Genomic DNA, 13549 nt, shown 5'->3' on the forward strand with positions numbered 1-13549 from the left:
AAGCTCAAAATATTCACTGGTTATATACTCCCAGGAAAGCTATTGCTGAGTAGATTAACAACCCAAACCCAAATACAAAAGACCCTAACGCAATAAAGCCTAACATCCAAATTGCTCGATCCCAAGGGGTGTGGTTTTCTACTCTTCCTTGAAACTCTCCATCAAGAAGTAATCTCCAACGCTCGCCAAACCTGTAATCTCTAGCAATTACCAAAAACAGCATAATTATCAAACTTAAAATAGTCATGGATAACAACCCCCATGAAAATTGCAAGTAAGGTACAAAGTTTATTAAAAACTGGGGCTTACTATTCAGAAAAATCCCTATCGAAATCGATAAAGCTCCGCCTGATAAAACTAACATTGCTTTTGTTAATGACTCTGTTCTAGCTCTCACGTCCTGCTGATGTTTATTAAATTCTTCTAAGCTCATACTTGAAATACCCAAAATTAATTAAAACCTTGCCTTTTCAGCGCCTCGGCGGCTTTGAGTAATGGCTGTTTCAAGGCTTTTTCAAAACGTATCATTTGCGCCAATTGCCATTGAATGTGATCATGCCATTTATCTCGGTTATAGCCATCTGCTTGACAGGCAAACTGGATACGTGACATTTTCTTGTCGTCTAAACGCATCCAATGAAGCGGTTCACCGAATGTCGTCTCAATTACACCTTTCATTTGGTAAAGGAAATCGAATATGAACTTATTTTCTTCAACTACGTTTCTTCCAATTTTTAGCTCTACACGTAACTCTTTTTGTAAAAAGATTAAATTATAAGGGCAGCCGGTTACGCCAGAACCAGCGGACAGCCAATGGTCTTTGCTGGGGCTGATATTGTTGTAAAGTACACATGGACTCGCCTGAAATACCTCCAATGCTTGCTCCCAATAAGCGCGGCGAAGCTTCTCGGCATTTTTCAACACCACCTCGGTAGTCTTTTCTTCGGCTTCTTTGGCGCTAATACCAATCATCAACTCCTGCGCTTCAGGGGTGGGGATAATCTGATCCATACTAATAAACAATTGATCATTAAACGCATAAGGCGTGACTTTAAAGCACTGAATCTGGATACCCTGCCCTAGCAACCAAATCGCGGTACTGGTTACTTCTTTACGGAAATTCGCCGCTACCAACAACACACGCTGGCTATTGCCCAAATTCAGTTTTACCTCATCTAAATCCGGGGCTTCTAAAAACTCACAAATCCGTTGCGCAGCGGTAGGCTGTTTTTGATCAGCATTAGAAGGCGTGTGTTCATAGCGCTGCAAATACTGCTGATAAATCTCAACGATTTGCGCCTTGGTCAAACTAGCGCAATAGGAGGCATATTTCAATGCCTGCCAAACCACATCACGGCCACTGTCATCGAGTTTATTTTCGATAATGACCAGATTACCCTCTTTATCCAACGCCAGCAGATCAAGGCGTTCCTTGGTATCATCAAAGCCATCAAATTCTTTTTGAATAATCAGCAGCTCTTCGCCTAGCGCGTTTGGCTGATGCGCCAACCACTCTTGCAGATGCTTACGCTCGGTAAATCCCAGCTCACTAAAAGTTTTCGTTTTAACCGGCTGGATACGATTGGCTTGTGAATCGATTGTAAACATTGTCTTCCCTGGTATCTTATTAACCCATCAATCAGCTAACATATTTTAAATTTCGTTCAGACACATTTGTCTTCATGTGTTCTGACAAGCTAAGATCGAGTATCTTCCCATGATAAGGGGCATACTCTGTACTCATCAATTCTTCAGTCAATTTGACAACAAGCTCATCCATCTGAACTTCAACCCTTACCAAGCCTAAATCAAAAAGCGTATGAACATCAGATCGCATTAAAAGGGCATTGTCCTGCCGTGTATCTTTAACATCCGCATAAGGCATGATGTGTGCCGCTTCCAAGATAGCAACTATCTTTGAACCTGTCACAACACAAGTTGAATTGAACTTTTCCAAGGCTACACTCCTGAACAATCCCTGTCCTTGGCGCGCTTCAATTAAGCGCAAGGTTATGTCATCAGTTGGAAGAGGTAACACTGAGTCACTGTCAGTTGTTGAAGGTAGATCACTGCATGCATACACCTCATTCAAAACACGTTCAAAAAAGGCCATAGTGCTAGCACCTTCAAAAGAAATTGGATAACCGTATCCGATCTCTTCCTTCCCTTTGTTCAAACGCTTTGGGAATTCTTTTAAACTTGCGTTATGCTTCCAATCCTTATCACCAAGGACTTTAGTCCAAGAAGGTAATCCACGCTGACCTGAAAGTTTATTGAGCCTTTCTTTAAGGTTTGGGTGAAATACAGCCAAAAGCTTCATTTTCGAATCTGAGTCATTTTTAACAATATAAAAATGAGCAGCATTACCCTTCGAAAACTTAAGCGTCTTATCACTTTCAGCCCATTCACCTGTGCTTCGTTTCCTAGTCGTCTTGACGTCTCGTAAAAATCCAAATTTATTAGCAATATTTTCAATTGCTTTGTATGTGGCTTCCTTGCTCATGCTTCACCTTTTAATAATCTACTCAAATCCGGCACTACACCAACCCTTCACGGGTGATTTTGATTTTGCCGGTGACGGCGCTGTTGATTAGTGTGGTTTTGTATTCTTTGAGTTTGTCGATTTGCTGCTGTTGCAAGGCAATGGCTTGATCGATTTTTTGGGATTTGGTTTGTATGAATTCGACGATATCTTTTTGCTCCTCGATGGGAGGTACAACTATTTTCATGTGCTTAAAGTCATTAAAGCTAAGGTTCTGTCTAAGGCCAGAGCCAAACTTATAAATTACTTTTGTAATGTCTAAGGCGTGAAGATAGCTATAAATATAGTCAGCAACTTCTGTTTTGACTCTTAGGTTTAAGTAAGCACTCGTGATAATTCCATAAAACTTTGATATTCCAGTTCTAAGACTTGTTTTATCATTTTGCAAATCAGTACACCTAACAATGATATCTCCAGGTTGGACTAATTGATATGTTTCAAACGATTCAGGAACCAGACCAACTAATTTTTCCTTTGGTTTAAGGATGATATTTCCATAGCTTAATGAAAGGACACTATCGTCAACCATTCCTTTGTTGATTCTCTTAGACTCTGAAAAAATCATAAAACCTGGCTGCAAACTCCAATGCGCGGGGATTTGGCCGATCCAGTCGATGCCGCTGTCTTTCATCGGCACATTGGGGTTGAGGCCTTGGGTGACGGCGTTTTGGATCAGGATTTGTTTGCGCTCTTTGAGCAGGGCGATTTGCTTTTCCTTAATCGCCACCGCTTGATCAATTTGCGCGGTTTTTTGGTCAAGGAAGTTGGCGATTCGCTCCTGCTCGTTTAAAGATGGCAGAAATATTGGTACATTTTTGACGTGAGGCCAATATAAGTTTCTCTGAATAGTACCTACACCTTTTGAGCAAACAAGATAGTGAGCAACCATGGATTGATCACGGAATAAATAATTTGCATACTCTAGTCTGATGTCACTTGCTAATGACAGAACAATATATGCAGGACTTACTATTCCTCTATATTTTGAGACACCTACAGATCCTCGCCATGCCTGCTGATTATTCAACACAAAGTCCCCTGCTTCAACAAGCTGATATTTGGTTAAATCCAAGCTGGTTACGTTAGTTCTTTTCGCTTCAACTTCATCAAACTTGATTACACCTTTATCCAAATATACGGATAACAAGTCTTCACCAGTATGATTAATTTCTGATTTTAATGACGCTTTAGCTTTTAGTGGAAAAGAAAACCAATCAGACGGAACTTCCCCCAACCATTCAACCCCCGAATCTTTATAACGCTCATATTTTGGATAGTGGGTTAATTGCATCATTGCCAAACCCCTTCGTGTACTTGGTGCGCTTCGTGGTTCATTTTCAAACCCCCTGCACTTTCTGAACCGACACGCCCAAAATCTCGGCAATCAGGCCTTCGGCTTGTTGTTCCAGCTCAATCATTTCTTGCGCAACCTCGTCTAAGCTTCGCAGCGGTTTGTGTTGGTAGAAGTATTTGTTAAAGCTGATTTCATAGCCGATTTTGACTGAATCAAGGTTTAACCAGGCCTCATCCACATGGGGTTTGACTTCCGCTAAAAAGTAGTCGTGAATAGACTGACTGAGCGGAATCGATTCGCTGTCGCGTAAATCCGAGCTGCTTTCATAGCTGATAAATTCGCCTTTTTTTCCAGTCGGGTAATAACCGTAATCCGGCAAGTCGGCTTCAGCGCAACCCAATCGCGCCAGTAAAGATTGCAGCTTGTCACCGCTGAGTTTTTCGACCTTTTTAACCACCTTCGCCGCTGCTTCGTTGTACCAACTGACGGCATTGAGAATGGCTTTTTTCTCAGGGGCGCTGAGTTTGATTTTTTCGGCTTTGATAACGTTATCGACTTGCTGGCTAAAGGCGTTAAAGTCGTCGGTTTGTTCAGTGCCGATTTTGTCCATGAGCGTTTCTGCGGTTTGCAATAAATCACGTTGCTTTAACCAGGCCTGGTGGTTAAACAGGTTTTTGCGTTGTTTGCTATTGAGTTCGATTTGTTGGTCTTCAAGTGCTTTTATGATCTCGTCGGCCTTGTCGGTTAAAAAGTCGGCTTGATACACCGCATCGCCATAGCTGGCATAGACCGATTGCATCGGTTCGAGCAGGCTTTTGTCAAAGCGTAAATCGGCCAGGCGTTCGGCGCTGAACTGGGCACTGCGACGATCCGGGCGTTCAATGGTGACTTTGTAATAACCAAAATCGGCGTTATTAAACACTTTGCTCGCCAGCCCAATCGGGTCGTTATTGGCGTCTTTTTGGCGTTCGATTGAGGCGCAATCGAGATAGGTTTGCACAATCTGCTGAATATGCTCTGGCGCAAACTCGCAGTTTTTATTGCCTAGGTTTTTGCGCAGTTTGCGATACAGCAAGCTGGCATCAATGAGCTGCACCTTGCCTTTGCGGTTAGCAGGCTTGTTGTTATTGAGTAGCCAAATATAGGTGGTAATGCCGGTGTTGTAAAACAGGTTGTTCGGCAGTTGCACGATGGCGTCCAGCATATCGTTTTCGATTAGGTAACGGCGGATATTGCTCTCTCCGCTGCCGGCATCGCCAGTGAATAAGCTGGAGCCATTGTGAACCGATGCAATACGTGAACCCAGCGCACTGTTGGCCGGGTTTTTCATTTTGCTGACCATTTCCATCAGGAACAGCAGTTGGCCGTCGCTGGAACGCGGTGTGGCATCCACCTCTTCAACTTCACCCCAATAATTGGCAAGTTGAACTTTAAAACGTGAATCAACCACATCCTTGCCGTCTTTAATCGATTTTTGATCGGATGCCCAGCTTTTGCCGTAGGGCGGGTTGGAGAGCATAAAGTCAAACTTGTTACCGGCAAATTCATCGGTGGACAGCGTTGAGCCGACTTTAATGTTTTCAGGGTTGTTGCCCTTGATCATCATGTCGGATTTACAAATCGCGTAGGTTTCGTCGTTGATCTCTTTGCCGTAGAGGTAAATATCGCGGTTGGCGTTGGGATAACGTTCTTCGATAAAATTCTGCGCTTCGGTCAACATCCCGCCACTTCCGCACGCCGGATCATACACGGTCAGGGTAAGCGGTAAGTTGTGTTGAATCGGGTCAAACACCAAATGCGTCATCAACTCGATCACTTCACGCGGGGTAAAGTGTTCTCCGGCTTCTTCGTTGTTTTCTTCGTTAAATTTTCGAATCAGTTCTTCAAACACATAGCCCATGCCTAAGTTGGTTAAAGCGGGCAACTTACTGCCATCTGGCGCTTCACTATCATTCGGCGTTAGGTTGATGTAAGGTGAGACAAACTTTTCCAGCACGTCTAGCAAGACATCTTTGCTGGCCATGTGGCGTACTTGGGATTTAAGCTTGAAGCGCTCAACAATTTCTTTCACGTTGTCGCTAAACCCGGCCAAATACTCTTCAAAGTTGGCCAGTAGAATCTGTTGGTTGTTGGTTGCCGTGCTGAACAGGCTTTTCAGTGTCCACTTGGAGGTGTTGTAAAACACATAGCCCGATGCTTCGCGTAATGGCGCATCGTCCAACTCCACTGCATCCATTTCCTCTTTTTGGAATTTAACCTCGTCTAACACCGCGCCCTTGGTCGGTTCGAGCAAGGTATCCAAGCGGCGCAACACTACCATTGGCAAGATCACATCGCGGTATTTGCCGCGTACATAGACATCGCGCAAGCAATCGTCGGCAATACTCCAGATAAACGAAACGAGCTTGTTGTGAACACTGTGATCCATTGATAACCCTTTAATTTGTTTTTTAAGTTTTCTATCACGCATTATAGCGGTAATAATTACACTCTTTTTAAAATCCCTCCCTTGAAACAGTGCCAAGCAATTGCTCAGCACTCATTGAAACAACCGGTTTTCTGACCCTTATCCTGCCCTCCTAAATAATTTCTCATTAATCGAGTCTTGATTTCACTGATCCTGCCCTACCCAATTCAGTGTTTTTAACGTGATGCTTATACCGAAGCAAGTTGAGCCAAAATCTCTCATTTTCAGCTCTGCCTACTCGACCCTAAAAAGCGACTTCCTTCTATCGCCTAGTTAAAACTTACTTTCGATTATGCCGCCAAAAATATTCAAATCAAGCCTGTTTTGATGCCTGAAATCAAAAGACACACGATGGCACAAAAAATAATTTTCATTAATAAAACTAATCGAAGATTATAAAAAAGATCTATAGCTAATTTTTGAAACACCTTGGGAAAACCTGAATCAAAAAGGGTAACAATGAGACATAAACCCTTTATTTTTCATAAACTTAACACAGTACAAACACTGGTAAGATTGATGCTGCAACCAATCTAGGTGCTACTTTTTAATTTAATTTATTTGGAGGTCAATCATGACTCAAAAAAAACACCCTATTGTAATAGACGAAAAATCCGGTGAAATCCTCACCAATATGCGAGCAACACCGGTACACAAAATGCCGGAAATACCGGCTGCATATCGCAGAGGCAAGGCTGGGCAACAGCTTGAAATTTTATTTCGTGTGATGTGGTTTAAAAATCATCCGGCATTGGCTACGCTATACATGGGCATCAATGAATTTGGAACACTTTATTGCTATCTTAATGGATGGTATTACACTTTCGATAGCCAAGAATTCAAAGATCAACTCACCAAAATAGCCATTCAAGACCTAGGCATGGCTGATCTTGCGCCCAAAGTGATAGATAATACGTTCATTCTGCTCAGAACCAATACGCATCTTTGGTTTAAAGACGCTGAAATTGTTACAAATCCAAGCATCAGAGTGATTGACCAAAGGCATTACTACATTGGTTATGCACTTCAGCCGGGCAATGTCATTCCATTGCTTCCACTGCCGCAAAACAACTCACCTTTTCCTCAAGGCGTGTTTGTACCCACCGGTGCAAAATGGCCTCAATATGCCCAACATTATGATGATTTTAGTTCACAAACCTTAATTAATGCGCGTGCTAACGCGATAGCCTACACAACAAATTTATTGCAGCTCATCAACCAAATCGGTGTGCCTGATAAACTTGGTATGATTACGCTGGCTTCGCTTGTTCATACGCTAATTGGTAAACAACACCTGTTAGTTGAAATTACCGGAAACAATGAAGCGCACGGTCTAACCGTTTTTAAGACAATTAAAGCCTTGATTGATGACACTCTTGAACCCAGCAAACCCTTACCCAAAAAGCTTGAGCAGGTAATGCGATACGGCTTTAATGAATATTTAATTTCTTTTGTATTGCATACATACAAAAAAATGAATGAAGATGTACAGGCAGGCATTATTGAGTTTCTAGACGGTACGGCTATTGTCGCAGCCCAACCCAAAGCCAAATACTCCACGCTGTGCCGTCTTAAAAGACCTATGCTAATCAAAGCACCCGAGTCGGTTATAACCCTGCCCGCCCTTTATCAACGCACAGTATCTTTACACCTGCCGGAAAATTGTGTTTTTGTACCCAGTGCACACATCGATCTTGCTCTAATAGATAACGCCAGAATTGAGCTTTTACGCTTAACTCAACTGGTCTCACACACCATCTACCCTAGCTTTTGTCAGAGCCAAGTGCCTTATACCGTTGATATATACGGGTTTGACAATATGCAGGGCTTTATTCGGCTTGGTTGTGAGATTTCTTATCTGATTCACGGCACACCCCAAAAATTCGTTGATGAGTTCATTGAGTGGTCAAATCAAAATGCCTTTTTAAGATTGGATAACAATGACTCGGCTTACTTGGTTTATTTGTGGGCAAAAGACCATCCTGGGGTATCGGTTACGCAATCGTTAAAAGAGTGGCTAAATGAACTTGATTATTACGCACAAGGTGAAGGTGTGAGTCTTGAAATCTTATCGCCTAGAAAATTCGGTGCAGATTTAAAACAGGCTCATTCCCTACTCCAAGATCTTGGCGTGAAATGCGTCTCTCATGGACGCTCAAAACGACTGAGTGAGTGGACATTTGAGGTTGACCCACAGATCGGTATTAACAAGTCTATTGTGGTGAACTTTAACCATAACCCCGTCTTACAGGGCATCAGTGCGGCCTACGTTTAGGCTGCGACATTACGACATCTAATTTAATTTTTTTTGACATTAGCGGGGTTTAAGTGGCTATTTGGCTGAATTCTGTAAAACAACCCCGCAATGTCGCATCAAACAAGAAGGATTCTTAAACATGCTTAATCATATTGTTAACGGAAAAAAAGTTCCCATGTTTCCCAAAGCTCAGGCGCATATACCTCCTAAACTGCCATTCGATATTGCACTGGGTGTGAGTGCCGATAGCCAACAATACGGTTTAATCGGTGAGTCTGCCGGTCGAAAGATAGCCATTGATTTAAACCATCCGCAAACAATCATTTCGACTGGACTACAAGGTAGCGGTAAAAGCTATACTTGCGGGTCAATTTTAGAAATGTCTACGCAAAAATTTAACGGCATTAACTACCTACAACATGAAATGGCTACGGTGGTGTTTCATTTTAGCGAAACCCAAACCTATACGTCAGAATCCTGTTCAATGATTCACCCAAATGACAACGCCCAACAAGTGCGTGAGTTACAAGCAAAATATGGGGCAAGACCTAGCGGCTTGAATGACGTGATCATTCTCTGCCCTAAAGATAAAGTGGAACAACGCCAAGAAGAGCATCCAGATATACAGGTTCTGCCATTACAATTCTCATCAAAACAACTTCATGCAAGTCATTGGAAGATTTTAATGGGGGCAGCTGGAAATGATGCAGCCTATTTGCGTTATCTGAATCAAATTATCAGGTTCTACCGAAACAACATCACCCTTGATATGCTGAAGGACAAAATCTTGAAATCTGGACTCAATGACAACATTATCAACCTTGCCATGATGCGGCTTATGTTTGCTGAGCAGTTTATTTGTGAAGACAGTGATATTCACTCGCTACTCAAACCCGGTCGCCTCGTTATAGTCGATATACGTGATGAACTGACTGAAAAGAACGAAGCACTGGGGTTGTTTATTATCCTGCTTAACCTCTTCTCAGAGTCACGCTATCAGGGTAAGCCCTTTAACAAGGTTATTATGTTTGATGAGTGCCATAAGTATATTAACAACCCATCGTTAGTAGGTGCACTCACTGAAGCCGTTCGTGAAATGCGTCATCGTGGTACAAGTGTGATTCTTGCCAGCCAAGATCCGCAATCCATCCCAACAACCTTGATTGAGCTTGCTTCGATCATTCTGATGCATAAGTTTAATTCACCGCAATGGCTTAAACATTTACAGCTATCCAATTCAGCCTTATTAAATGTCTCACCTGAAAAGCTCAATACCCTAAAACCCGGTGAGGCCTATATATGGGCGAGCAAATCAACCGATATAGGCTTTAGTCGCCAAGCCAATAAGATTATGAGCCGCCCTAGGGTTACGAAACATGGAGGGGATACATTGACAGCGATTAGATAGCCGTTACTCAGTTATAAGCTTTTGGTAAGTCCTGATACCAGATATAAGGCGGCGCTAAATCTGGTGGTGTGTTTTCTGATTGTGCAAACTCAGCCGCATGGTTGAGTAAGTGTATAAAACAACGATCACCTTCGCGCTTATATTGGCAGTGAGTTATATCGAGCCTAAGCGGTCCCTGAGGCGCTTTTAACATGGCTTCCAGGGTGAAAGAGGCCGCCGCTAAAATACGCTGCTCCCAAGGCTTTGAAGTGTGATTCACTAAGTCATAAAGTGACTTTGAAATCAGCAGGCCCAGTTTAAGCTTGCGCTGCCCTTTGTAGAGGACTTCTTTTTGAAGTCCAAACACTTTATATTCTGGATTTCGTTTTTTAAAAAATTTAGGCCATCCATGCGTATTTATTGGCTGACCGTAGGCTGGTACAGTGACATACCAATCTTGATTAAACTCAAGTTGTAAATCACGGTTCAATTCACGAATGAAGCCAGGAATGACCGGCGTACTATACGATTGTTGCAGTGCTTGCTCATTAAGCTCTAGCTCGAAAGACAGCATAACGATTGAACGATGATGGTGTTGAATACTTTCTTCAAGGTAGCGATTTACACCTTGTAAATCTCGTAAAATGTAATCGTTGTGATCTAGCTGACTGTAAAGATCTAACTCGTGGTGTGAGAGCTCAAACCCATCGCTTTGATTAAAGGGATTAAACAAGGGGAGCTTAACCTGAAAACGATGTAAACGTTCAGCCCGTTGTGTGCCTTTTGGATTACGCTTGGCCGAGGAGCTTTGCGTGACCTTTATAAAGCCCTTAGCGCCTGACTGTAGCCTTTGTTTGCTTGCAGCCTTACATAGGTAGCACCCCGCAAAAATCACATGCTCAAGCTGCTCAAGTTTACTTTGTTTACGAACCGAGGTGTCGTGATGTTTGGACGGTGACCAAGACTTAGCAAAATGCACTAAACCCTGATTAAACACCTTTTCAATATGGGCACTGTTAGGGGTATTCAAACGCCAGTCAGTGTTGGTTTTATCGACAAATGTTCGATCATAACCTAATAAGGCACTCGCCCAAGCGGCCAGTATTTTACGCCCTAAGCTGTCTTGTTGAAGTAAGGTATTATTTAAAGGCCATTGATGAGGATGAGTCGGTTCACCGTTCTCATTCCACTGTTTAATATGCGGTTTACCAAAATCCCCCAAAGACCGGTGTTGATGACCATTAAACAATAACAGACAATGAATATGCAGACCCCGCTCCGGTGCCACTTCAATAGAACGAAAAAACCGCACCGCTAAATCACGCTGATTACCGGAATGTGCAAGCTTGCTATTTAGATGATTCAACTGCTCATTTAATGAGCGAATAAACTTAGAAAAGTAATCCTGCGCTAAACGTTGTTCTTGTGACCAGTCTGTTGGAAAATAAAGATCAACCCGTGTGGCAAATACCCTGTCCCATTGTAAGTAGGTCGTGACGGTGGTTTCAATCATTTTGTTTAGGGCATCCACCAGTAATGGCCCTTTATCGGTTAGGATACGATACCCGTTATGAAACGTAGCATGGGTGACGTTTAAACTCATTAACTTCGTATGAGTTAAACGTCCCTGCCGGTAAGCCTTCGCTTCACCTTTGAATTTTTTGGTATTAGCAAAGCGGCGCTGCTTGTTATGGGGTTTAGTTTTTTGTGTCAGTGTTGCGTTAATCATGGTCTTAGCTCCTGTTGATAGATTAAACAGTGAGTAAGAACGGATATACTATGAGAAGATGTAAAAAGCCGTATTAGCTGGGTAAGCTGAATCGTGACTTTAGCTTATTAGCAGTCTTAGTGACTGCTTATTTTTGATGTAGTTATATTAAGTATAATAACAACATAAATAACCCGCAAGTCTAGACCGGTTTATTCGTCTTTTTACAAGTGTTGTCCGTTTTTTATCTTTCAAAACCCTAGCGTGTCCTTACCCGCGAGTTTCGGAAAACTTACTCATAGTATATGACAACGATCAGTTTATTTTTACACTTTTAATTCAAAAGATTAATTAATACAATTATCTAAGTAATTCATTAGAATGATAGTTTTAACACGTCGAAATGATAGTCTAACCAAGATAGCCTTGATTTCCCCTGCTCAAATAAGCTATGAAACACCAGTCAGTAAACCACCATCACCTCATCAATCCTAGTAGTATAGCGGGGTGAACACATCGCCCTGCGCATGGCCCATTGCTCTTTTTGCTTTAACCCCTGCGATGCCAGCTCCAAAGACCCTTTTCCGAATTTCGCATTGACCTTATCCATGACAGACATCAGCGCATCGGACTTAGGATTGGCGCTGTATTGCGGGTCGGGCGCAAAAACATCCAGCTGCATCGCCCCTTTTACGCTGATCTCACCCAAACATACAGCCGCTTTGTGATAGGCACATCCAGGTTGATAAATGCGCTTGAGTAGACGTTTAGCGAGTTTGGTGATTAAGATGGTACTGTCCGTGGGATAGACTAACCCCATGGCATGGTGATTGGCATAAAAGGGTTGGTCTTGTTTAAAGGGATTGGTACGGATCGATACACTCAGATACTGACACACACCATGCTGTTGGCGCAACTTTTCAGCAGCACGGGCAGCATAGGTGGCAACTGCTTGTTCGAGCTTTTTGAGATCATGCACCGGTTGACCAAACGATTTGGAGCGCACGATTTGTTTTTTATCTGGTGGTACCATCTCCAAAGTTAAGCAGGCCTGGCCATTTAACTCGCGTACCATTCGCTCCATGATGACCCCAAACTGCTTACGCAGAGTTTTGATATTGGCCACCTTAAGATCATAGGCACTTTTGATACCCATGGCGACAAGCTTATCCGCATAGCGTCTTCCCACCCCCCACACATCGCCAATCTCAACTTGCTTGAGGAGCGCATTTAAGGTGTCTTCACTCACAGCGGTCAGATCCAGCACCCCTTTGAACTGCACACGTTTTTTAGCCAAATGATTGGCTAACTTGGCAAGGGTTTTAGACGAGCCAATCCCGACAGCTACCGGCAACCCCAGCCCTTGATGAATCTTTTGTTTGATCATCTGAGCATAGGCGGTTAGGTCGCCCACTAATCCTGTCATCCCCGTGAGATCTAGAAACGACTCATCAATCGAATAGATCTCTTGTGCCGCCGCGAACTCTCCAAGCATACGATGCATCCGCGCACTCATATCGCCATAGAGCTCATAGTTAGAACTAAACACGGCGGTATTGTGTCGTTCTAAAAAGGACGCAACTTTAAAGTAGGGTTGAAACATCATACTGGTGGGTTTGGCTGACGCGTAACCACCTGAGCCATAGTTTTGGGTATGTTGGTTGGCCAAATCTTTGGCGATTTGATTTGCTGCCACGATACAGCCGTCGTTATTCGATAGCACCACAACGGGACGCTTGGCGAGGTCTGGCCGAAATGAAATTTCACAGGACGCATAAAAACTGTTGGCATCGACGAGGGCAAAGATAAGCATCACATACTCCACTTTTTGAAATATGTTACATCGCTTGATTGGTGTTACACAAGCATTAAATGCGTAAAATAGAGAACTTAC

At 42.9% G+C, this 13549-nt stretch carries 9 protein-coding genes; 2 read left to right on the forward strand and 7 right to left on the reverse strand.

The features are described 5' to 3' along the window. Positions 1-13 precede the first annotated feature (13 nt). Genes BM293_RS03535 through BM293_RS03555 form a run of 5 tightly spaced genes read right to left on the reverse strand, consistent with a single transcriptional unit; the run spans position 14 to position 6264 of the window. Complete coding sequence (locus BM293_RS03535) at positions 14-433, reverse strand: hypothetical protein (protein ID WP_093446861.1); 420 nt, start codon at positions 431-433, stop codon at positions 14-16. Positions 434-450: 17 nt separating this feature from the next. Beyond that, complete coding sequence (locus tag BM293_RS03540) at positions 451-1608, reverse strand: DUF4268 domain-containing protein (protein ID WP_093446862.1); 1158 nt, start codon at positions 1606-1608, stop codon at positions 451-453. Positions 1609-1639: 31 nt separating this feature from the next. Then, the gene (locus tag BM293_RS03545; RefSeq protein ID WP_093446864.1) at positions 1640-2503 is read right to left on the reverse strand and encodes an HNH endonuclease; all 864 of its coding nucleotides are present in this window, start codon (positions 2501-2503) and stop codon (positions 1640-1642) included. A gap of 34 nt (positions 2504-2537) precedes the next feature. Next, positions 2538-3836 (reverse strand): restriction endonuclease subunit S, encoded by a 1299-nt coding sequence (locus BM293_RS03550; RefSeq protein ID WP_093446865.1) that lies wholly within the window; start codon positions 3834-3836, stop codon positions 2538-2540. A 43-nt stretch (positions 3837-3879) separates the two neighbouring features. After that, positions 3880-6264, reverse strand: coding sequence for a type I restriction-modification system subunit M (locus BM293_RS03555; RefSeq protein ID WP_093447845.1), 2385 nt, complete (start codon positions 6262-6264; stop codon positions 3880-3882). 613 nt (positions 6265-6877) lie between these two features. On the opposite strand from BM293_RS03555, the gene BM293_RS03560 reads away from it, so the two are divergent. Together BM293_RS03560 and BM293_RS03565 are read left to right on the forward strand one after the other, a co-directional pair. Then, positions 6878-8578, forward strand: coding sequence for a hypothetical protein (locus tag BM293_RS03560; RefSeq protein ID WP_093446867.1), 1701 nt, complete (start codon positions 6878-6880; stop codon positions 8576-8578). A gap of 157 nt (positions 8579-8735) precedes the next feature. After that, the gene (locus BM293_RS03565) at positions 8736-9968 is read left to right on the forward strand and encodes an ATP-binding protein (protein ID WP_159428446.1); all 1233 of its coding nucleotides are present in this window, start codon (positions 8736-8738) and stop codon (positions 9966-9968) included. Between the two features lie 7 nt (positions 9969-9975). On the opposite strand, the gene BM293_RS03570 is transcribed toward BM293_RS03565, so the two are convergent. Together BM293_RS03570 and BM293_RS03575 are read right to left on the reverse strand one after the other, a co-directional pair. Further along, a complete protein-coding gene (locus BM293_RS03570) occupies positions 9976-11676 on the reverse strand; it encodes a YagK/YfjJ domain-containing protein (RefSeq protein WP_093446870.1) in 1701 nt (566 codons plus the stop codon). A gap of 442 nt (positions 11677-12118) precedes the next feature. Then, the gene (locus tag BM293_RS03575; RefSeq protein WP_093446871.1) at positions 12119-13468 is read right to left on the reverse strand and encodes a Y-family DNA polymerase; all 1350 of its coding nucleotides are present in this window, start codon (positions 13466-13468) and stop codon (positions 12119-12121) included. Positions 13469-13549 lie beyond the last annotated feature (81 nt).

Origin of the sequence: Thiomicrospira sp. ALE5, from assembly GCF_900112445.1 — a bacterium.
Taxonomy (GTDB): domain Bacteria; phylum Pseudomonadota; class Gammaproteobacteria; order Thiomicrospirales; family Thiomicrospiraceae; genus Thiomicrospira.

Coding starts and splice junctions, on each gene's coding strand:
- BM293_RS03535 (WP_093446861.1), bottom strand. CDS start 433: ATGAGCTTAGAAGAATTTAATAAACATCAGCAGGACGTGAGAGCTAGA.
- BM293_RS03540 (WP_093446862.1), bottom strand. CDS start 1,608: ATGTTTACAATCGATTCACAAGCCAATCGTATCCAGCCGGTTAAAACG.
- BM293_RS03545 (WP_093446864.1), bottom strand. CDS start 2,503: ATGAGCAAGGAAGCCACATACAAAGCAATTGAAAATATTGCTAATAAA.
- BM293_RS03550 (WP_093446865.1), bottom strand. CDS start 3,836: ATGATGCAATTAACCCACTATCCAAAATATGAGCGTTATAAAGATTCG.
- BM293_RS03555 (WP_093447845.1), bottom strand. CDS start 6,264: ATGGATCACAGTGTTCACAACAAGCTCGTTTCGTTTATCTGGAGTATT.
- BM293_RS03560 (WP_093446867.1), top strand. CDS start 6,878: ATGACTCAAAAAAAACACCCTATTGTAATAGACGAAAAATCCGGTGAA.
- BM293_RS03565 (WP_159428446.1), top strand. CDS start 8,736: ATGTTTCCCAAAGCTCAGGCGCATATACCTCCTAAACTGCCATTCGAT.
- BM293_RS03570 (WP_093446870.1), bottom strand. CDS start 11,676: ATGATTAACGCAACACTGACACAAAAAACTAAACCCCATAACAAGCAG.
- BM293_RS03575 (WP_093446871.1), bottom strand. CDS start 13,468: ATGCTTATCTTTGCCCTCGTCGATGCCAACAGTTTTTATGCGTCCTGT.